Source organism: Cryobacterium sp. Hh38 (assembly GCF_004403235.1).
In the GTDB taxonomy this organism is placed as follows: Bacteria; Actinomycetota; Actinomycetes; order Actinomycetales; family Microbacteriaceae; genus Cryobacterium; species Cryobacterium levicorallinum.
Window position 1 is genome coordinate 1 of sequence record NZ_SOHD01000003.1, and the last position, 20034, is coordinate 20034.

At 59.0% G+C, this 20034-nt stretch carries 16 protein-coding genes; 9 read left to right on the top strand and 7 right to left on the bottom strand.

Annotated elements, in window-relative coordinates:
• Positions 1-105 precede the first annotated feature (105 nt).
• The 4 genes from E3T41_RS01505 to E3T41_RS01520 all read right to left on the bottom strand — a co-directional run bounded on the left by E3T41_RS01505 (position 106) and on the right by E3T41_RS01520 (position 3629).
• Positions 106-1311 (bottom strand): hypothetical protein, encoded by a 1206-nt coding sequence (locus E3T41_RS01505; protein WP_134476964.1) that lies wholly within the window; start codon positions 1309-1311, stop codon positions 106-108.
• Positions 1308-2309 carry a tyrosine-type recombinase/integrase gene (locus E3T41_RS01510; protein WP_166791475.1) on the bottom strand — a complete coding sequence of 334 codons (1002 nt, stop codon included), beginning with the start codon at positions 2307-2309 and terminating at the stop codon, positions 1308-1310. The genes E3T41_RS01505 and E3T41_RS01510 overlap by 4 nt, the downstream gene beginning before the upstream one ends.
• Positions 2310-2409: 100 nt before the next feature.
• Complete coding sequence (locus E3T41_RS01515; RefSeq protein ID WP_134476969.1) at positions 2410-3306, bottom strand: hypothetical protein; 897 nt, start codon at positions 3304-3306, stop codon at positions 2410-2412.
• Entirely contained in the window at positions 3303-3629 is a 327-nt protein-coding gene (locus E3T41_RS01520; protein ID WP_134476972.1) for a hypothetical protein, read from the bottom strand. The genes E3T41_RS01515 and E3T41_RS01520 overlap by 4 nt, the downstream gene beginning before the upstream one ends.
• 232 nt (positions 3630-3861) lie before the next feature.
• On the opposite strand from E3T41_RS01520, the gene E3T41_RS01525 reads away from it, so the two are divergent.
• The 7 genes from E3T41_RS01525 to E3T41_RS01555 all read left to right on the top strand — a co-directional run bounded on the left by E3T41_RS01525 (position 3862) and on the right by E3T41_RS01555 (position 14983).
• The gene (locus tag E3T41_RS01525; RefSeq protein ID WP_134476975.1) at positions 3862-4389 is read left to right on the top strand and encodes a hypothetical protein; all 528 of its coding nucleotides are present in this window, start codon (positions 3862-3864) and stop codon (positions 4387-4389) included.
• Positions 4390-4655: 266 nt separating this feature from the next.
• Entirely contained in the window at positions 4656-5324 is a 669-nt protein-coding gene (locus E3T41_RS01530) for a hypothetical protein (protein ID WP_134476977.1), read from the top strand.
• Positions 5325-6174: 850 nt separating this feature from the next.
• The gene (locus tag E3T41_RS01535) at positions 6175-7785 is read left to right on the top strand and encodes a type I restriction-modification system subunit M (RefSeq protein ID WP_370256876.1); all 1611 of its coding nucleotides are present in this window, start codon (positions 6175-6177) and stop codon (positions 7783-7785) included.
• 251 nt (positions 7786-8036) lie between these two features.
• On the top strand, positions 8037-8963 hold the full coding sequence (locus E3T41_RS01540; RefSeq protein WP_255455255.1) for a restriction endonuclease subunit S: 927 nt from the start codon (positions 8037-8039) through the stop codon (positions 8961-8963).
• Positions 8960-12091 carry a type I restriction endonuclease subunit R gene (locus tag E3T41_RS01545; RefSeq protein WP_134476983.1) on the top strand — a complete coding sequence of 1044 codons (3132 nt, stop codon included), beginning with the start codon at positions 8960-8962 and terminating at the stop codon, positions 12089-12091. The genes E3T41_RS01540 and E3T41_RS01545 overlap by 4 nt, the downstream gene beginning before the upstream one ends.
• A 51-nt stretch (positions 12092-12142) precedes the next feature.
• The gene (locus E3T41_RS01550) at positions 12143-14017 is read left to right on the top strand and encodes a DUF262 domain-containing protein (RefSeq protein WP_134476986.1); all 1875 of its coding nucleotides are present in this window, start codon (positions 12143-12145) and stop codon (positions 14015-14017) included.
• A gap of 381 nt (positions 14018-14398) precedes the next feature.
• Positions 14399-14983 (top strand): hypothetical protein, encoded by a 585-nt coding sequence (locus E3T41_RS01555; RefSeq protein ID WP_134476989.1) that lies wholly within the window; start codon positions 14399-14401, stop codon positions 14981-14983.
• 433 nt (positions 14984-15416) lie between these two features.
• Here the strand turns inward: E3T41_RS01555 and E3T41_RS01560 are convergent, their stop codons facing one another.
• From E3T41_RS01560 to E3T41_RS01570, 3 genes are all read right to left on the bottom strand, one after another.
• Positions 15417-16004 (bottom strand): GAF domain-containing protein, encoded by a 588-nt coding sequence (locus tag E3T41_RS01560; RefSeq protein WP_134476991.1) that lies wholly within the window; start codon positions 16002-16004, stop codon positions 15417-15419.
• 446 nt (positions 16005-16450) lie between these two features.
• Positions 16451-16678, bottom strand: a complete 228-nt coding sequence (locus E3T41_RS01565; protein ID WP_134476994.1) for a DUF2188 domain-containing protein — start codon at positions 16676-16678, stop codon at positions 16451-16453.
• 472 nt (positions 16679-17150) lie between these two features.
• Complete coding sequence (locus E3T41_RS01570) at positions 17151-17837, bottom strand: helicase associated domain-containing protein (RefSeq protein ID WP_134476996.1); 687 nt, start codon at positions 17835-17837, stop codon at positions 17151-17153.
• A gap of 98 nt (positions 17838-17935) precedes the next feature.
• Between E3T41_RS01570 and E3T41_RS01575 the strand changes: the two genes are divergently transcribed.
• Together E3T41_RS01575 and E3T41_RS01580 are read left to right on the top strand one after the other, a co-directional pair.
• On the top strand, positions 17936-18709 hold the full coding sequence (locus E3T41_RS01575; RefSeq protein WP_134476999.1) for an HNH endonuclease signature motif containing protein: 774 nt from the start codon (positions 17936-17938) through the stop codon (positions 18707-18709).
• A gap of 107 nt (positions 18710-18816) precedes the next feature.
• Positions 18817-19611, top strand: coding sequence for a hypothetical protein (locus E3T41_RS01580; protein ID WP_134477002.1), 795 nt, complete (start codon positions 18817-18819; stop codon positions 19609-19611).
• Positions 19612-20034: the final 423 nt, after the last annotated feature.

Genomic DNA, 20034 nt, shown 5'->3' on the forward strand with positions numbered 1-20034 from the left:
TGACGGGGAGCACCTGTGGTGCTGAGCCACACCACCGCCGGTGCTCTTCCGCACGATCAGTGGGGCTCAACCGCACGATCGGGTGGGGCTCAGAGGCTCTAATACTCAGTACGCCGCTCCCTCGATGTATTTTGCGCCGTGGTCGCCGCCCTGCACCCCCAGTCTGTCGACGCGATAGTCCGTCGAGGGTGTGAATCCTTCGTTGAATGCGGGGTCGTGGAGGCGCTCAACGAGGGAATTTGCCCAATATTGCTTGTCCGCATCTCCGACTCCTGGCTTCAATCCGGTGGCCTTGGCAGCCCTCATTAGTGAGACGGCTTCTTCGGCGACACCGACGTTGGGCAAGCTGAGAGTTGCGGCGATGGCCAGTGCCGGAAAGCGGGACTGGCCGGGAGCTTCGGAGTCGACGCGGACAGCGATGTTCGCTTCCCACCCCCAGGCGTAATTCGTCCCCGCATCGGCCTTCCCGTGCGGGTCCGTCTGGTCGGATTGGCCACGACGAGAGTCGACTCGTTCTCCGGCGCGTACGTGCCATCCAGCGAAGGCATCGACTGGCCCTGGCGTCAGAGTGCGCTTTTCCTCAATTTTCTTTTCGTCGGCCACCCGCTTGGCGAGGTTCCTTTTGGAGTAGCCCTTTGTTGTTGGCGTTCCGATATAAGTCTGGTCAAAGGAGATATCGATTTTGCTTGATACACGACGAATGTGGCGCGGCTGTTCGTTGTAGGTCATGACCAGGAACAGCTTGGTGAATTCGTCGAGCCGAGCTTTACGTTTGTCAGCCAGCGCCTTGTCATGGTTATCCAGAATGTGTTGAATTTCGGTGTACGTTTTCGAATGGCGACGCTCCTGTGGGAAGGGGTCCATTAAATCGTTCATCCGATGAAAGGCCCGGTGCGCATTGTGGTACCAACGCTTCTGTTCACCGACGTGACCAATGAAGCTGGTCATGGATGCTTCGAGTCCCAGTAATTTGCGAGATTCGTCGCTGAGTTCATATTGGAACAGTGCGGCGAGGCGCGTGATGAAAATTGGGGCATTTGCCTTGGCGAGCAACAGCATTCCCGTCAGGATGGCCCGGTCCGAGATGAGCGCAGGTCGGCCACCAAGGCTCTCACCAGCGACATCTTCGTCGCGCCATTCCTGGAGTTTGGCGAGTGCCCCCGTCTTGCGAACACGGCCTTCCATCAAAACCACGATGTCGTCAGCGATGACGTGATGAACTCGGCCCCGCCCCATCACTTCTTCGGGGGTGACGCCGCCCAAATCGTTGTTGTACACGGAGGAGCTGTGGTCGGTATCGCCGGCGCTCATCGGGCGACCTCTTCGCCGATGATGAGACCGGTGTAGTCGGCGATGTTTAGGGTTTTCGCATAGCGGAGGTGTTTATCGAGGCTCTGCGCTGAGGCGAAACCGGCGATGGCTTTGAGGACCGGCAGCGGGAGTCCGCTGTCGATTTGGGTGACTATCCATGTTGAGCGAAGCCGTGAGACTGTGGCGCGCACCCTTGACGGGTGCATAGTCAGGAAGGTCTGGATGCCGGTGGGCCGATATTCCTCACTTCGGTGCCCGCGGAACAGAAACTCGTCTGGGTCCGCGCGTTGGTCAAGGCTGCGGAGGAGTGTTCGGTTCCACGGGTTCATCACGGGGACTCGGCGTGGTCGTGGCCCGGGAACGTTGACGAAGACACGCCCGTCAGATATTTCGATATCGCCCAGGCGCACGTCGATGATTTCGTCGGTGCGTAGGCCGGCGCCGCCGGCAAGGCCCAGTATCGCCCACGCGTTTTGACGTTTCAAATTCGTCGTGAGACTTCCCGCCCAGCTGTGCATGGTGGCGGAATCGGCCAGGCTGAAGGGGCGCCGCCCGGGCAGGTGAGGTGCTGGCAGGCGTTTGATACCACCATTGGCGAGGAGGTCGGCGATGGTGCCGAGCTGCCGAACGATTCCCCAACGGTGCGATTCGGAGTGGGTAGGCAGAAATTCCTGCAAGTAGCGATACACATTGCGCGATGTGTAAATGCGTTCAGCGGTGAGTTCACTACCGGTGGCAGCCCACAGCCAGCTGTGGAACCTCGCCGTCATTGTCATGAGCCGGCGAGTGCTTTCGTAGCTGCGGGGCTTCATCTGCACTGCCGTAGCGATGGTGAACTCCCGTACGGCCTTCCACTGTGTCAGCGAGACCTTCGGGTGATATCGGACGATGATGCCCCAGAGCGCGTCGGGGAGCTCCGGGTCGAGAGCCCGGAGGTGCGCATATGCTGCGGAGTCGCTGAGGAATTTGTTGTTGAATCGGTCTTTTCGGTCGGTCATGTAAACCGTGTACGGGGGCTCGCAGAAAAGCTGCACGAGCTGCCGCAGCGACCGAACCATGGCTGTTCACCGTCACTTGTCGCGCATCATGATTGCGCTCCTATGTGGAGGTAGAGCGAGTGGGTTGGGTGCCCGATTCCGCGGCCTGGGCAATGAGCTGGTCAAGCGCCGCGAGGTTCTTGAGCCCAGATATGCGCAGGAGCTCCCGCGGGGGCGTACCCGCAATGAGATGCCCGAGAAGCCACGTCGCACGCATTCGGCTCGGTCGAACATCCAACGTCGTCCGGGCACGCTGCAAGAAATCCGTGACCTGCCCGGGGTGCACGTTGGTGCGACCAGGGCAGAAGAACCAATCGTTGGGATTGAGGTCATTGATGATGCGGTGCAAAGGTTTATGCCATTCGGGTAGGACGGGCACGAGGCGGGGGCGGCTTTCCCAGACGATAATGAGCACGTGGTCATCGCGTAGCTCGAGGTCGGACGTTCGGACGGCGAGGAGCTCACGGGTCGCCAAACCGGCACCCAGTCCAAGTGTCATGAGCGCAATCGCGTCCAGCTGACGACGCGGTGTGCCTTGGCTCTGCGCCCAACTGTGGAGGGCGGCGATTTCGCCCGGTGCGTACGGCTTGGTCGGTGCGGACCGGGGAATGGGCCGGCGCTCTCGAACGCCGTCAGCGGGGTTCAGCGACTCCACCATCAGAGCGAGCGTCGCCCGGTGGGTGGCCTTGCTCCCGCTGAGGTAGTTGCCCATTCCACGGTGGATGAACCCTTCAACGACGCGGCGCCGAAAGATGCGTCGCCGCTCGAGCGGAGTCCCTCGTGTTTGCCAACACCAGAGCACGAACGCCACTGTGGCGGGGAACAGCGTGCGAGGTGCGCGCCCCGTCGCGGAAGCAGCATCGGCAACCGCAGCTTCGATGAATGGGCCAATAGTTTCCCAGTAGGCCAGCGCGTAGATGGGGCGGTATTGATAGGCCCGCGCATCAGAGTTGCTCATGGCCGTTGAGGTGGTTCGCTAATCGGCTCGATTGAGACCACTCTGGTGGTCTCTCGGGTGGTGAGCCAGACGCCGGGTACGTGCAGGTTTATCAGCACCACCATGGGATTGCCGACGCAGCAGGTGACAATTTCCAGCAGGTCGACGTCATCACCATCCCGTCGGAGGCTGAGCGTGTCATTGAACATGGCGCTGGCCACCCGTCGAAGGACCCGTGCGTCGAGGTCGAGCGAGTAGCAGGTCGCGGACGCCGTCGTAACGAGGTATCGGCCGCGGTCGGCATCCGTCAGTGCGTTCTGTGGGTGTTCCGCAGTTGTCGGCATCACGTCGTCCGTCTCGTGGTCTCGGGCTCTGGAGCACAACATTAGAGATTCGCCCGGTTTCAAACCACCGACTCAGTGACAAACCCGGGCCGAATTAGTCCTTTTGGGCACAGCGCATAGCTGCAGTGAGGCCGCAATTCATGCGGCCAGAACAGGCGGCACAATGCAACGAGGAACAAGCCCAATAGAACTCCACGAGAAAGCACGCACGCTCTGGCTCCAGGTCGGCATCGTGGACATGGAGTCCGAGCAATATGAGACAGCGGACCAACGGCGTGCGAGCGGCGCTGAGACGAACGGAGCGGTGGGTTTCCGGCGGTCAGCCAACTGGGCAGGCGCGCTCCACCGTTACGAAGAATTCTGGCGAGCAAACGAGCACCCACCGCGCGAGAACACTCGAAAGCGTTCAAGCCTGCCGGGCCACGAGCGCCGGCTCGGGGAATGGGCGCGACACCAGCGCCGGTTCGATGACAGGCTCAGCGCCTATCAACGCATCCGGTTAGACGTCTCCCCCGCGTTCGAGTGGGACCCCCACGAGAGCCGCTGGCAAATCAACCTCGCCGCGTGCATCCACCACGTGCAAACCAATGGTCGGTTGCCGCGCCTCACTTCCGCTGACCCGGCGGAGTTTGCGCTGGGGCGATGGCTTGGACGCCAGCTGCGGCAGCTGAAATCTAGAACGCTTTCGCGGGACCGAGAGGCGCACATCAGCGCGCTCTTGGCCCTGCCGACGGACGTCGCCGAAAAACCGACTCTGTGACAAAACTCGACCGGCTCAGCACAAACGGACTGCTGACGCAGTAGCTTCGGCCGCGTAACACCGAACAGAGTCCCATGCGCCGCGCCGTTCACGAGCCTTGTGCTTTTGACGGCGCGGCCCATGGCCTCCCGCACGAAGACCACGCCGACCTCCTTTCCCTGCACATAGTGTTCAGCAGCACCCCGCACCCGGCGCCTCATCAACCGAGTCCCAACGGAAATGAAGTTCATCTCAAGCGCCGCAGAACGTGATACGGAGGACCACCAATGACAACCGTCGAAGAACTGCACGGCGATGAAGGCGGCGTCTGGCGCGTCACGACAGTCTGCAGCAGCTACATCATGAACTTCCAGCGAGGCACCGTCACCCGCATCCCAGGTATCGACAGCAACATCACCTTCAACGATTTCGAACGCCCGCTGCGTACCCTCAATGCGTGCAAAGTCGGCGAGACCGGCTATTGGACGATGAAATCCGACGACTCATTCGCCGACTACTACACGCAGCAAAGCACGACCATCGTGCGAATTGAGCTTCTCAACGGAACGGCACTTGGGAAGGCAGCCACGGACGTTGCCCTTCAAAATATCAACGCCCTGGATGGGCTCTACTCCATGGACGAGGTCGCGACCATGCTGAAGGTGGACGAGCCCCACATCAGGGTGATGCTCGCTACGGACCAGCTCATTGCGCTCATCTGGAGGGATGAAATCGTGTTCCCCGGCCTTCAATTCGGACCCAACCGAGACCATATCGAGCCCTTCGTGCTCCCACTCGTCTCAGCGGCCGCCAGCCTGGACATCACGGGCTTCAGCCTGACGTTCTGGCTGTACACGCCGACCACATATTTTGCCGGCGACCGGCCACTCAACCACCTTGACGAACTGGAACACCTCGTCGAGGCATTCATCGCTCATGCGAGCATCGAGTGGTGACAGGGCGGCAGTCAGCAACCAACCAACGATTCGACCCCCCAGCGACGCCGCAATCAGCGCAGCACGCGCAATGTATTGGCGGCCAACGCCAAGTAGTTACCTTTTACCCAGCCCCGGAGACCCTCCACCGACTATCGACTGAACCCACCTCTTCTTCTTCGGGTCCGGCGCTGACTTGCGTCTGGGCACGGTTCCACGTTCAAGGTTCGCCTTCTTGCGAGCGGCGGCCTCTGCTTCGTAGATTCGTTGGGATGCAAGCGACGCTTGTCGACGTGATTCGAAGGACTTTGCTTTGCCCACTCCTCCTGGCTTTGTGGTGGAGCGGCGGGCAACAGCCGGCCTCGGTGCCGGCGCCTTGATTTCGCGGGCTGGAACTGCGTTCCGCCGCTGGCGGGACGAAGCTGGCGGCTCTACGAGTCGCGGACGAACGCGGGGCTTCGGCGCCAGGGCCTTTCGAGATGCCCGAAGTAAGTTGCGTTCTTGGGCCGCTGTTGGTCGAGGGCGCAAGGTGTCCACGACCAACTTCCCCGGCGGCCCGCCTGTTCCTGAGCAGCGACCTCCGCTGGACTCGTGGGCCGTCATCACTTGTGTGGTGCTTACCGTGGCAGTTTGGTCGCAGACCGGACAAATTGCTCGCATCGTTGAAGGCCCTCTCGTGTGGTTGCACGATACTGGCTGCCTCCGACACGAGCGCCGCCGCGACTCGCGTCCAATGACTACAGAGCCGTGCGTCGAAGCGCCCCTGCGCCGCGTCGTGTAAGTAGTGTCGGCCCGACTCGCTAGGGTGAATATGAGGCCGGGCTGCTTCTTCACGCACCCAATCATTTGCTCGGCCGTAGGGGGAATTCTGTTGGCCAGCAAGACTAATAAGACTGCAGCGGCGAGTCTAGAAGACACGCTTTGGGAGGCGGCGAACCAGCTGCGTTCGAACATGGACGCTGCCGAATACAAGCACGTCGTGCTTGGCCTCATTTTCCTAAAATACGTCTCAGATGTTTTCGAGAAACGTCACTCACAACTCAAGCGCCTTGCCGCTGACGATTCGAGCGATTACTTCATGCCCACGGATGACGCGCGCGAACAGCTTCTCGAAGACCGTGACGAGTATGCCGGCGAGGGAATCTTCTGGATTCCCGAGGGCAATCGTTGGAATGACCTTCGCAAGGCAGCGAAGCAGACCGACGTAGGTGGACGAATCGACGCCGCGATGGAGTCCATTGAAAAGGAGAACCCCACCCTCAAGGGTGTGCTTCCGAAAAACTTTGCGCGACGTGAACTCACCCCGCAGATGCTCGGCGGGCTCATCGACCTGTTCTCAAACGAAAATCTTGCCGCAGAAGAGCACGAAAGCCTCGACGTTCTTGGCCGAGTGTTCGAGTACATGCTCTCCAAGTTCGCGAACGCTGAGGGCAAGCTCGGCGGTGAATTCTTCACACCCCGCAGCGTCGTCAAGCTCATGGTCGACATGCTCGAACCCTTCAACGGCCGCGTCTACGACCCTGCCTGCGGTTCGGGTGGCATGTTTGTGCAGGCTGACCGCTTCGTGAAAGCCCACGATGGCGTCCGCAACGACATCAGCGTCTTCGGGCAAGAACAGAACCCGACCACGTGGCGGCTCGCGAAAATGAACCTCGCCCTGCGGGGTATTGAGGCAAACCTCGGCCCAGAATGGGGCGATTCCTTCACGAACGACCAACACCCCGACCTGCGGGCTGACTTCGTCATAGCCAACCCGCCTTTCAACGTCAAGAAATGGGGCGCCGACAAACTGGCTGGTGACGTCCGATGGCAGCACGGCAACCCTCCCGCCAATAACGCGAACTTTGCTTGGATTCAGCACATGCTGCATCATCTGAATCCCACGGGAACCATGGCCACGGTCCTCGCGAACGGGTCGCTTTCTGCTCAGGCTGGCGGCGAAGGCGAGATTCGAAAGAATCTGGTGGAGAAGGACCTTGTCGAGTGCATCGTGGCGCTTCCTGGGCAGCTCTTTTTCACAACTCAAATTCCCGTTTGCGTCTGGTTCCTGACGAAAGACAAGTCAGGGCAGACCGTCAAGAGTGAGCGGTCGCAGCGTTCCCGTAAGGGCGAAGTTCTCTTCATCGATGCGCGTCAGGTCGGTTCTATGGTTTCTCGAACGAACAAGGAGCTGACCGATTCGGACTTGGAACGGATAGCGGGCACTTACCACTCGTGGCGCGGTGAGCCCGGCGAGAACACGTACGAAGATGTGCCAGGGTTCTGCGCGAGCGTCAGCCTTGAGCAGATTGCCGAACACGGTCATGTGCTCACACCGGGTCGTTACGTTGGGAGCGAAGCGGTTGATGAGGACGAGGAGCCCCTTGATGACAAGATTTCGCGGCTGACGGTCGAGGTACGTGAGGGATTCGAGCGCCGGGTGCAGCTCCAAGAGCAAGTGATGGCGGCTCTAGGTTCGCTTGCGACGCAGGACGCGTCTTGAGCTCGCTTGGCGACGTTGCAAAGGTTCACCATGGGTGGCCATTTCGTAGCTTAGAAGCTGGTCCGGCTCGGCCGGACGAGCCCAGGCTGATACGAATTGGCAACTTCGCGGGGTCAAGGGGCGCGGTCTTCAAACGGAGTGCAACTGAGAGCTATCGCGGCGAGTACCCGACAGCGTTCAATCTGAAGCCTGGAGACTTGCTCATGGCGATGACTTGTCAGACGCCGGGGGGAGAGATTCTGGGCTGGCCGATGCGAGTGCCGTCGGATGAGCTGAACTACCTGCATAACCAGCGTATTGGGCGCGTCGAAGTGACAGATAGTACTCGTGTGTCGATTGATTATCTCGAGTACCTATTTCGCACCAATGATTTCAACCACTACCTCGCTACGACGGCGAGCGGCTCGAAGATTCTCCACACGGCACCTTCACGCATCGAGGCATATCAGGTCGAGCTACCGCCGCTCGAAGAGCAGCAGCGAATTGCGGGAGTGCTCGGTGTGCTCGACGACCTCATCGACACAAACGCGGCAGTTGCTTCTGGGTGTGAGCGCCTCGCGCGTTCCATCGCTGCCACCATAAGCGACCTAGTTCAGCTAAGTCGGCTCGCGAAGGCGGGAGTGGCAAAGACCGTGACTCCGTTCGGACCAGTGGCACACTTCTCTCTTCCGGCGTTCGACTCAGGTCCAGCACCCGAGCTCGTAGATGGTTCCACCATCAAGAGCGCAAAACTTGCGTTTGGCCAGAGCATGGTCCTTATTTCCAGGCTGAACCCGCACATCCCCCGAATCTGGACCGCATACCCTGTAGCAGACAAGAAGAATCTCGCTTCAACGGAGTTCGTGCCCCTTGTCGGCACGGATGTTACGACGGAAGAAGTCTTTGCCGTCGCTTCTACTACGAGTTTTGTTGAGCAGATGCGCATGAGGGTGACCGGCACAACCGGTAGCCATCAGCGAGTCGATAAGTCGGCCCTCCTCGACCTTAAGGTCCCAGACGTGCGGCGCCTCTCAGACGACAAGAGACTGCTTATTCGGAACCTCGTGAGCGAGAGTGAGGCCTCACGAACGATGGCCGCGCAGCTTCGTCTCACGCGGGACGAGTTGCTGCCGTTGCTAATGTCGGGGAAGGTGCGAGTGGGTGACGTTTCTCAAGCCGGAGTACTGGGGGAAGAATGAGCGGGATTCCGACGGAGGCCGAGCTTGAGGAGCTCGTGCTTGATGAACTGCGGGGCCTGGGGTGGACGGTCGCCTACGGGCCCGACATAGACCCAGAATCTGGTGAGGCTGAACGCCATGACTTCCGCGAGGTGGTACTGCAGCATCGACTGGCTCACGGTGTCCGTCGTCTCAATCCTGAACTCGACGAATTAGCGGTCGAGGATGCCGTGAAAACGGTCTTACGGCCGGAGTCGCAACTGGTCATGACGGAGAACTGGCGGGCGTACCAGCTGCTAACGCAGGGTGTGCCGGTCGAGGTGCGGGATTCCTCTGGTGCGCCGCGCACGACGCGGGCGCAGCTCATCGACTGGAGGAACCCTCTCAACAACGACTTTCTCGCTGTGAATCAGTTCACCGTCGTTGGTTCCGCGAAGCGGCGTCCCGACATCGTGCTGTTCGTCAATGGTCTGCCCCTTGTGTTGTTGGAGCTGAAACGGGCGGGCAACGAAGCGTCGTCGCTGCGAGGTGCGTTCAACCAGGTGCGCACCTACACGCATGACATCCCAGACCTGTTCACCTGGAATCAGCTCGCCGTCATTAGTGATGGGGTGCAGGCGCGAGCTGGCACGTTCGCGGGCAATTGGGAGCACTTTGCGCCGTGGAAGACGGTTCATGGCGAACTCGCTCCCCCGCTCTTGCCGGAGTATGAAGTGCTCACCAAGGGCATGCTTGACCCGGCGCGGCTCCTCGACTTGGTGCAAAACTTCACGGTCTACACCGGAGACGCGGGCAACCTCGTGCGATTTGTGGCGAAGTACCACCAGTTCTGGGCGGTGAACAAAGCAGTTATTGCCACCGTTGAGGCTGTAGAAGGTGACGGTCGTGCGGGTGTTGTTTGGCACACGCAGGGGTCGGGAAAGAGCTACGAGATGCTCTGGTATGCGGCCAAAATCATGCGGGACCCCACCATGGAGAATCCGACCGTCGTGGTGCTCACCGACCGGAATGACCTCGACGACCAACTCTTCGACGACACCTTCGCGGCCGCCAGAATCGGGGCACCATTGCCGGAATCGCCCGTGCAAGTTGGGTCGCGGGATGATTTGAAGCACCTGCTGAGCGGCCGGGCATCCGGTGGCATTATCTTCTCGACGATTCAAAAGTTCGGTATCTCGAAGGAGGAGAAGGACGCCGGCACCGCGTTCCCGTTGCTGTCAGACCGGATGAACATTGTCGTGATGGTCGATGAAGCTCACCGCTCGAACTACGACTTCATCGACGGATTCGCCCGTCACTTGCGCGACGGGCTGCCGAACGCCACCTACATCGGCTTCACCGGAACACCGATTGAATCGACTGACAAGTCGACGAGGAACGTGTTCGGTGACTACATTGACACCTACGACCTCACCCAGGCCGTCGCCGACGGTGCCACAGTCAAGGTTTACTACGAGCCACGTCTAGCCCGGGTAGAGCTGCCTGTGGGCGCATTGGGTGATGTCGATGATGCTTTCCGTGACGCGACCTCTGGCTCCGAGGATGAAGCCAAAGATAGGTTGAAATCGAAGTGGGCACGGGTTGAAGCCATTGTGGGCTCCGACAAACGTATCGCCGAGCTGGCAGCCGACCTCGTCACGCACTGGGAAGCCCGGCGTGAAGTGCTCGCGGGTAAAGCGATGATTGTGACAATGTCGCGTCGCATCGCTGCTGCGCTGTACACCGCTATCGCTGACCTTCGTCCGGCCTGGGTCAATGACGACGACGCACGGGGAAAGTTGAAGGTCGTGATGACTGGGTCGGCGGCTGACGACCAGGCATTGCAGCCGCACATTCGCTCAAAGCAAGCCCTGCGCGATTTGAAGCAGCGCGCGAAGAACCCCAAAGACGAGCTTGAGTTGGTCATTGTGCGGGACATGTGGCTGACCGGTTTCGATTCCCCGTCCATGCACACCATGTATGTCGACAAGCCGATGCGTGGTGCCAACCTCATGCAGGCCATCGCACGGGTCAACCGAACCTTCAAAGACAAACCGGCTGGCCTCGTCGTCGACTACCTCGGCATTGCCGAAGACCTAAAGTCAGCGCTCAAGGAATACACAGACCGCGACCGCGACAACGAAGAGCTCGGCGAGGACCTGCGCCAGCAAGCCATCCCAGGCATGGTTGAGGCGCACGGAATCGTCGACACCATTCTGTATGGCTACCCCTGGCGTCGTGGCCTGACCGCTGGTGGAGCGAAGGCGTTCCTAACCGCTCTGACCGGCGCGGTTGAATACTTGCTCTCCGCACATACGCAGGTCGGTGACGAGTGCACCAAGGACAGCCCGTGTTTGAAGCATCGTTTTCTGGCGCACGCCGGCCGATTTGTGCGGCTCTACGCGATGTGTGCCGGAACGGATGAGGCGGAAGCGCTCAAGGGCGACGCCGCGTTCTTCGAGGCTGTGCGTGCCCAGCTTGCCAAAATCGAGGGCGGGGACCTTCGTGTCGACCCCAACGCCGAGGTCGACACCGCCATCCGTCAGATTGTCTCCGACGCCATGACCGGAGTTGGCGTCATCGACATCTACGCGGAGGCAGGGCTTGGCAAGCCTGACCTGTCGCTCATCGACGATGACTTCATCGAGAAGTTCAAGAAGTCCGACCGGAAGAACCTGCAGTTGGAGATGCTACGTCGGCTGCTGAACGACGAGATAAAGCGAATCGCCAAGCGCAACATCATCGCCAGCAAACAGTTCTCGGAGATGCTCACCGACTCACTGCTGCGCTACCAGAACCGCACCCTCGACTCCGCGCAGGTCATGTCGGCGCTTGCGGACTTGGCACAAAAACTCACGGCCGAAGCGAACCGTGCGAAGCAACTCGGACTGACTGATGACGAGTTGGCGTTCTACGATGCCATCCGCACAAACGACTCTGCCGTCATTGAACTCGGCGACGATAAACTGAAGGCCATCGCCCACGACCTAGTCGAGATTGTGCGTCGTGACGCCAAGACCGACTGGGCAGTCAAGGAGCAAGTGCGGGCGAAGCTGCGCGCCACAATCAAACGGTTACTGCGCCGGCACGGGTATCCACCAGACATGCAGGAGAGCGCGACGTTGACAATACTCAAGCAGGCCGAAGTAATTGCCGCAGTCGCAGCGTAACGCTGGTAGGCAACGCAAGCTTGTCAGTTGTTTGAATGAAAGGTTCCTTAAGTGAGCAGCATTACCCCGCACTATCGGTCCGTGACGCAGTTGCTGCAGAGCCGTTCCTTTGCAATCGACGAGTACCAGCGCGAGTACAAGTGGGAGCGACGGCACATTGAGGAGCTCGTCTCTGATTTGCTTGCGCGCTTCTGGGGAGAATATCGAGAGGGGCATTTGCCCAAGGATGTCAGCAGCTATGGAGAGTATTTTCTCGGCTCAATCATTGTGACCGAGCGGGGCGGCAAAAGTTATCTCGTGGATGGTCAGCAGCGCGTCACATCTCTGACCCTGCTCATGATTCATCTGTACCGGATTGCACGAGCAAAGGAATTGAATGTTTCGGCGACGATTGAGCCTCTGATTTTTTCCGACAACTTCGGAGAGCAGCAATTCAACCTCGATATCAAGGAACGCGTTCCTGTCATCCGCGCCCTCTTCAACGGCGAAGCGTATAAAGCCGAGGGTAAGGATGAGTCGATTAGCAATATTCTCGCGCGGTACGACGACATTGAGAGTCTTGACCTAGCCGGAGAACTCGGCGATGCACTTCAAGGATTCATTTACTGGCTGATGAACAACGTCGGCCTCATTGAAATCGAAGCGGCGAACGATTCACAAGCCTATGGAATCTTCGAGACGATGAACGACCGCGGCAAGCCGCTCAGCCCTGTTGACATGCTCAAGGCATACCTGCTTGCACCCATCACCGACGAAGACCTGCGCAATAGGGCCAACTCCACCTGGCGAAAAACAGTTCTCGGCCTCGTCTCCTGGGGTGAGGAACCGGACGCTGAACGCGACGCAGCAGCAATGAAAGCTTGGCTCCGCGCTCAGTACGCCAACTCAGTGCGCGAGCGCAAAGCGGGGTCAGTCGACCGCGACTGGGAGCTCATCGGCACGACGTTTCATCGCTGGATTCGCGACAACGAGTCCCGAATCGGAACGGGAGTCGCGCAACGAAACTACGAAGTCATGACTGAAGAACTTCCCTTCTTCGCGAACGCATACCAGCTCATCCTTCACGCGAGCACGCACTACACCCCCGGCCTCGAGGCCGTCTTCTACAACGCCCACAACGACTTCACGTGGCAGAGCACTGTCCTGCTCGCAGCGCTGGACCCCAGTGACGACCAAACCACGGTGCGGAAAAAAATCGCCGCGACGGCCACCTTCCTGGACATCTGGCTCATGCGGCGAACCACGAATAATATCCGCGTCGGATACTCGACGACCAGCTACACAATGTTCCTCCTCGTCAAAGAAATTCGCCGCAATACATTGCCTGAGCTCGTGGACGCTCTCACCACACGACTAGCGGAGAGCGACCCCGCTTTCGAAGGTAGCGAGAGCCGTGGGCGTCAAGGAATAAGGGACCTGCGGCTGAACCAAGCCACCCGCAGGTATATCTTCCATTTGCTCGCGCGGGTGACCTCGTTCGTCGAGACCAGTTCCGGAAAGCCAGACCTCTTCGACAAGTACGTAGACCGAAAGGTCAAGAACCCGAGCGATATTGAACACATCTGGGCCGATAAATTCGAACGATACGAAGCCGAGTGCACATCGCCTCAGGACTTTGACGACTGGCGGAACAACGCCGCCGGGCTTCTCCTGCTGCCGGCCGATGTAAATCGCAGCTACCAAGCGAAAACTTTCGAGGAAAAAGCACCCCACTACGCAAAGCAAAACCTCTATGCGGCAAGCCTCACATCTGCCGCGTACGCGCATCAGCCCCAGTTCGAGTCGTTTCGAACGAGCGAGCAGCTCAACTTTCACCCCTATGAAGTTTTCGGAAAAGACGAACAGGTCGAGCGACGCGAGCTGCTGCTCGACTTGGCAAACAAAATTTGGTCGCCAAACCGAATCGCTGACGCCGCTGATGAATAGTTAACCGGCTAGCGAGAATTTCACACATTGCGCTCATCCCATTCAGCGACTCGGCGCAAGGCGCATCCGTTTGACGGCGATTGGTATGCGCATCGCACGAACAGACGGATAGCTTTGTTCTGCGGCGGGTCAGGGTGTCAGCGTGCGTTTCTCTGCAACGTTGCTTTCTTCGGCGACGCGCTCGGCCAGATTCCCGCGAGAATTCCTTCGTCGTCGGAATGCCGATAAATGATGATAGGTCGCTTCGCGTGGTGTCTCCTGACGTGCACGAGAAGGCGCTATCCAGGCTCACAGAGGATTGCATCCGCACTGAATTTTGGGGACCGGACTTCCGACCGGGAGCGTGGCAAGGCGTTACTTTGATACCAGTATTCTGAACGGATGGACATTCTGAAACTACCCGAATCAGCAGCGCTGCTCGGGGTCGTAGGTGGTGTCGTCGGAATCATCTCGTTCGTCTGGACCGTGGCGTGGTCCATTGTCTACAGGCCAAGGGTGCGATGGTCACTCAACCGAATCCTGCTTCGGGACTGCAATTCCGAGCTCAATATGATTGCATTGGTTTTCCGGAATGTCGGAACGGCCGCGGCCGAGGACTCCCATGCGGTGATGCGAGCACCCCACCTCGACGGGCTACGCGAGTTCCCCTCTGAAGGACGCCTTCGCGTTGAACCGGGTGGAGAGATTCAGGTGTTGATACAGGCGCATGTGCGGCGAGATGAACGGGCCCTGCAGGACCGGCGAATCCGTCCATACATGAGCGGCGATGCCACCATGTTCGAGATGGCGAAGTTTCGCATCACGCTGAGGTGGCGGCGGCAGACCTTTGGCTTCGCCCGGAGATGGTTCTGGCCAAATCGTCTTCAGTATCGAGTGCCGCTTGGCGATGACCTATCGAAAATCAACAATCAGCCGAGCGGGACGGCCACTCCGGCGGCGTCTCCTGCGGTCATTCAGTCGTCATAGCGCAGTTAAATTTTCGCCCTCCACCTACACTCCGACGTTGGCATGGGTTGTGGCCGCGGTTGCATGAGCCGGCGGGTGGGCAATATCCTACGCTCGCTGGCTCCCACGATGCAGAGAGTCGGTTTGGAGGAAATTAGCGTCAGCCTACGGAGGAAAACGAATTCGCTCGACACCTGGCTTCCGCGTCCTGACGGGCTTCGCGAACGGCCCGACGAGTAGAACTGGGCCGGGCGTCATTCGCCTGCGCTTCGTAAACCAGCCTGCGAGTTGAAGAGGTTAAGACTTGTTGCTCTTGAAGAGGTCCCGAATGACTTCACGCTCCCGCTGCAGTCGTTCCTGGCGAACCTCAGCCGTCACTTGAGAGAGAGTACGGCCTGAACGAGTTGCGCGCATTGCTGCACGCTGTTTCTTCGTCTCCATACTCAGTTGGATGCTAGTCATTGTGCTCCTCCTTCTCTCCTTCAATACTAATCGTCTTGCGCTTTCCGCGCGCCTGTGCCGCTCGGTAGAAAGCAAACGCTGAGGCGAGAGTCTCCATCATCTCAGCGTCTCGCAGCGTTAAGTCGCCAATCTTCGGGCTGTCCATCGTCAGCATCCCATACGCTTCGTCCGACGAACGAACAGGCAGCGAGATGAAAGTCGAATAGGGCCGCCCGGCTGTTCCCCAGGTCTCGGGGAGCTGAGAGGTGTCAGCGCAGAAGAAGTGGTCCTCAACGTCGGACAACCTATCTATCGCAATTTCACCATGCACATCCGACACGTCGAACCCGCGAGGGGCATCGTTGCGCCCGCGGACGGCTGTCGCGGATAACTTCGTCTTATCGGCGGAGATATCGTAAAGAACGATACGAACGCCGGGGAAGCCCTCAAACATTGACGTTCCCATTTCGTCAAGCAACTCGTCGACTCGTTCTTGGACGAGGTCCACCCTGCCTGCTCGCGGCATCACCTCAAAGTCTGCTGCATCGCTCAGCACACGGGCAGCAGCTTCACCGACAAGACGCTCGCGGGCATCAAGCATGTCATCTGCACGCCATCCCTGACGGAGAACCCAAGAGCGTAGCCAAAGCGGAATGAGCCCCAGAGCAACGATTGTGGCTCCGATAGCTACTTGCCAAACATTCTCACTTGCGCCAGAGATGACAGCGCTACCAACGGTGGTCCCAATCCACGGTGCAATCTCTGGGACGGCACCGTCACTCAGAAATGTCAAGATGCTGTCGCGACGGCTTGGGATTCTTTTCGTCATTTATTCGGGCTGTTTCTTTCTGGCGGGGCCGCGCGGGCGCACTGCCTCAGGCCTGGCTTATATGCTTCTCAACACGACGCACCGTGTGAAAGGAATCTTCGCGCAATCTGCCGGCCTCATCCAATAACTGCGCTGTCGAGGAACGAAGGCGATGGCGTGCTCGTGCCCGCCTACGGAACGCCCGGTCAGCATTCCCATCGACCGGTAGAGCCGGTCCGCTAACCCTTGGTTCGGCGCGGGTCGTTGCCAGGCGCGATTGTGTTCTTGTCCCGAATTTGCCCATTAACGCCATGGAGTGAAATTTCGCCGCCGCCGTTGCGCGACGAAATGTCGCGGGTTGCCGCATATGCTGCGGCTTGGGTGTCCGCCCGCGTGGAAATGCGTGAGGCATCGTCTCGCTTGCCCACCCATTCGTCGCCTCGTTTATAGACGTCGTAATCAGCCATCTTCATCTCCTTCGATTGTGAGTACCACTTGGTCACTATTGTATTAGCACATAGATAAGGCGCGCCAACGAATCGAGGGAACCCCTAGGAGTGGTCTCACGCCCATGAAGGAATTGAACCCTGCAACCGGCACTGAATCCGAAACAGGGCATGCGCAAATTTAGGGTGCGTTACAGACTGACCAGTCCATCGATGAAAGGTTGGCTCCGACCTGAGGCCAACCTCCGGAACATTGGCCACAACGCCGGACGGGCAGCACCGGTGCCTCCGTAGCCGGACTCGACGTAGGTGGCTTTCGCTTCGATGGGCATTACGTCATCAACCGTCGTTGGCATCGCCAGGACTTCGCAGAATTTGGAGTGGTCAGGGCATAGGAACGCTCAGGGGCGAGCCCCCGATGGCAGCGTCCAGTTGCGCGCTAGCTTCTGCCGAGCACCCCTGCTGGGAAAGGTGGGTCAGGTACAGCCCGTCCTTACCTCGGCGTGGGGAATGCCGCACTTCCAAGCAGTCGTTCAATCTCCTGGGCCACGTCAACGTCCAACGTACCTTCGCGCTGCTTCTTGCGCTGGTTCGTCAGCCAAGTGTGAAGCGATGATTCGCTGACTTCGGACGGTTCCAGCGCACCAGCTGGCTTACCCTCGACCCGCCGCGGAGCACGCCCAACTTCGGTCACGAAGTGTGTGAACTCCTGAACGCGGTGCGTCTGTACTTGGGCGTGCGTCGTCGGGGCCCACCCGGGAAGCGCTGTCAGTTGCTTCTGACGTTCAACAGTCGGTGGATTGCGGTCCGCGACGCCCTTCATCAGGGCCCGCTGCTCGGAAGCCCATCCGGCAACACGCTTTTCCCGCTTGTCTTTCGAAGATGCCGACGGTCGGCGACCGTGTTGCTCAACGAACTCCTTGAAATACTTGACGTTGTCGTCCCACTTTTCGTCGAGCGGTTCCCAGACAAAACCAGGGATTGCTTCCATAGAAGTCTGCTGCTCTGATGAAAGAGAGTCCCGCTTCTTCCTCTGGTCGGTGACGAAGTACCCGAGTTTCACCGCTATGGGGTCTCGCTCCGCCTTAGGTATACGTGCATTGTGAGTGGGCAGCTTGTTGTTCACGCGCACGTACTCTGCGAGAACCTCAAGCTGCATCGTCCAGGTGTCTTTAGTCATTTTTCCCCCAGGGTGACTCTATTGCGTTCCTCGGGCGTACATGTCACAGCCACTCCTGTAGTGCGGTATCTAGGCGGAATACAGACCAAGATGGTGACATGGCAATCACGGACCGCGACAGGAAATTGCTTTGGGGTCGCGCCCACAATCGCTGCGCGATGTGTCGCTCGGTCCTGACGCCAGACTCGGACTCAGAGCCCGAGGAAGCCATTGTTGCGGACGAGGCACACATCATCGCTCGCTCGCCGGCAGGGCCGCGAGGCGGTGACGGCGACCGTGCCGACATCGACGGGTACGGTAACGTCATCCTCCTGTGCAAGAACCACCACAAGGCAATCGATGACATGCCATGGACCTACCCGGTAGACCGTGTGCTCCAGATTAAGACGGAGCATGAAAGCTGGGCCGAGTCACTTTTTGACGAGAATAAACCTGAACCGGTGGGCCCGACCCGAATAGTCACCACGGCCGATGAGGACAAAATTCTGTTCAAGGACGCTGCTTCTGGCGCACAAGTGTGGAACGTACTGTCGAACGCGGCTCAGTGCAATATCGGCTACCCACTCGCGTCAATGGGAGCGGAGCGGCTCGAAATCGCCAACGAAGCGCTGGCCTCACTTCAGGAATACAGTGAAATCGCTGGCGAAATCACTGTAAATGGATACCGTGCAGTGTCCCAGTCGGTCAAAGAGCTAGACGACATCCTTCGCACGCTCACGGCGGCAAATCTCGTACTCATTCTGCGACTTCTACCGCGACACGTCACCGGAGGCGTCGGTGCGCCGATGTCCTGGAATGTGGCCGAGTTGTTAGTTCACACGACGGAACGTATCCAAGAGATAAGAAACGAAGACCTGACCGCGCCTGGCTGACCTACATTGCCTAATGCGAGCACAGTTCAAGGTCACGCGCTCGGACGTGGGCGGAGACTAACCTTCCGTGTGCCAGTCCTCGTGAGGCCTTACGGCATGATGGCTTCATGTCAGAAATCCCCCCGTCGGCAGTTCCCAGCATCCTGTCTGAAATGTTCGCTGTCGTTCTTTACAGTGACCACGGGTCGGGGGTTCGCTTGCGATGGAACCCGACTGACCGGACTTGGCTCCGGTCAAACCCGTACGGCACCGGTTTCATCCAGCAAGACCCACCGCACAAAATAGGTTCAGGCGAACGGGCGTTCACGACCCTGGTCGACGCGCCGACGGTCGAGGACCTTGCCGCTTCCGTTGTACTCGCCGAATCGCTGACGAAGACCGGGCACTGCCAATTCTGTGGCAACGGGACGCTGTCACTCCACGCGATTCTTCCGGACATCTATGGTGAATCGACTGTCGCTTGCGTCCTTCGCCCAAACCCATCGGTAGTCGATTCGTCCGGCGGTACTGCGCGGACGAAGCATTGGGGCACGACTTTCGCCTGCAATGCGGTCAGAAGAACCCCGATTCACCGACCGAATAGTTACCTCGAGGTCGGCGTCTACCTCTACGGCGAGCCGCTCACAATTCTCGAAGCCATTGACCGGCCTTGGTGCAGCAAATGTTCCGGAACAGCGCAAAACGTGCGCATAAATTTATCGGAAGCTCTGGGCGGGAAGCTCACCGCGATTGGCCTACGCGACGCCCTGTTCGATAACGAAGAACGGCGCACCCACGGCGACCAAATCAGGTACCTTCTCCATGAAGTCGGGGACCGAAACCGGCAAGAGCTCTTGGTAGAGATGCGTGCCGGAATGCGCGGGCTCACGGCGGACGTTTACACGGCCCGGGACGAGAACTAGGCCGACAGGCGCGCGCCTGCAGCTGCAAGCGCCTATCCGGATAGCACCATGGCCAGCAACCACCGCGCGTCAGGTCGACGCGTTTTAGGCAACTGCAGAAACCCCGTTCGTCCCTGTTTTCAGGCGAAGAAACAGAAGTAGAGGAAAAAGTGTCCTAGGGCGGAGGAAAATGCTTTTGCCAGACGCCTGAGTTCCGTGCCCTGAAGGGTTTCGCGAACAGCCCACAAAAGTCCTGATAAACCTAGGTTTATCAGGACTCTTTTCGTTTAAGAACTTGCAAAGCCATTGTTCACCCATTGTTTATGGGCGCGAATTTGGGCATTTTCGCCCAGTTTTGGAGTCTAATTCGCGCATTTTATCCTCGTTCAGATTTGTCGATTGCGCATATTTGTCCTGATCAAAAGGTGTTTAATCGCTGGATTC

What these genes read in the sequence shown, in the direction of transcription:
- E3T41_RS01570 (WP_134476996.1), bottom strand. Translation starts at nt 17,837, where the DNA reads ATGACTAAAGACACCTGGACGATGCAGCTTGAGGTTCTCGCAGAGTAC.
- E3T41_RS01540 (WP_255455255.1), top strand. Translation starts at nt 8,037, where the DNA reads ATGCGAGTGCCGTCGGATGAGCTGAACTACCTGCATAACCAGCGTATT.
- E3T41_RS01575 (WP_134476999.1), top strand. Translation starts at nt 17,936, where the DNA reads ATGGCAATCACGGACCGCGACAGGAAATTGCTTTGGGGTCGCGCCCAC.
- E3T41_RS01510 (WP_166791475.1), bottom strand. Translation starts at nt 2,309, where the DNA reads ATGACCGACCGAAAAGACCGATTCAACAACAAATTCCTCAGCGACTCC.
- E3T41_RS01520 (WP_134476972.1), bottom strand. Translation starts at nt 3,629, where the DNA reads ATGCCGACAACTGCGGAACACCCACAGAACGCACTGACGGATGCCGAC.
- E3T41_RS01545 (WP_134476983.1), top strand. Translation starts at nt 8,960, where the DNA reads ATGAGCGGGATTCCGACGGAGGCCGAGCTTGAGGAGCTCGTGCTTGAT.
- E3T41_RS01560 (WP_134476991.1), bottom strand. Translation starts at nt 16,004, where the DNA reads ATGCTTGATGCCCGCGAGCGTCTTGTCGGTGAAGCTGCTGCCCGTGTG.
- E3T41_RS01580 (WP_134477002.1), top strand. Translation starts at nt 18,817, where the DNA reads ATGTCAGAAATCCCCCCGTCGGCAGTTCCCAGCATCCTGTCTGAAATG.
- E3T41_RS01505 (WP_134476964.1), bottom strand. Translation starts at nt 1,311, where the DNA reads ATGAGCGCCGGCGATACCGACCACAGCTCCTCCGTGTACAACAACGAT.
- E3T41_RS01530 (WP_134476977.1), top strand. Translation starts at nt 4,656, where the DNA reads ATGACAACCGTCGAAGAACTGCACGGCGATGAAGGCGGCGTCTGGCGC.
- E3T41_RS01555 (WP_134476989.1), top strand. Translation starts at nt 14,399, where the DNA reads ATGGACATTCTGAAACTACCCGAATCAGCAGCGCTGCTCGGGGTCGTA.
- E3T41_RS01565 (WP_134476994.1), bottom strand. Translation starts at nt 16,678, where the DNA reads ATGGCTGATTACGACGTCTATAAACGAGGCGACGAATGGGTGGGCAAG.
- E3T41_RS01515 (WP_134476969.1), bottom strand. Translation starts at nt 3,306, where the DNA reads ATGAGCAACTCTGATGCGCGGGCCTATCAATACCGCCCCATCTACGCG.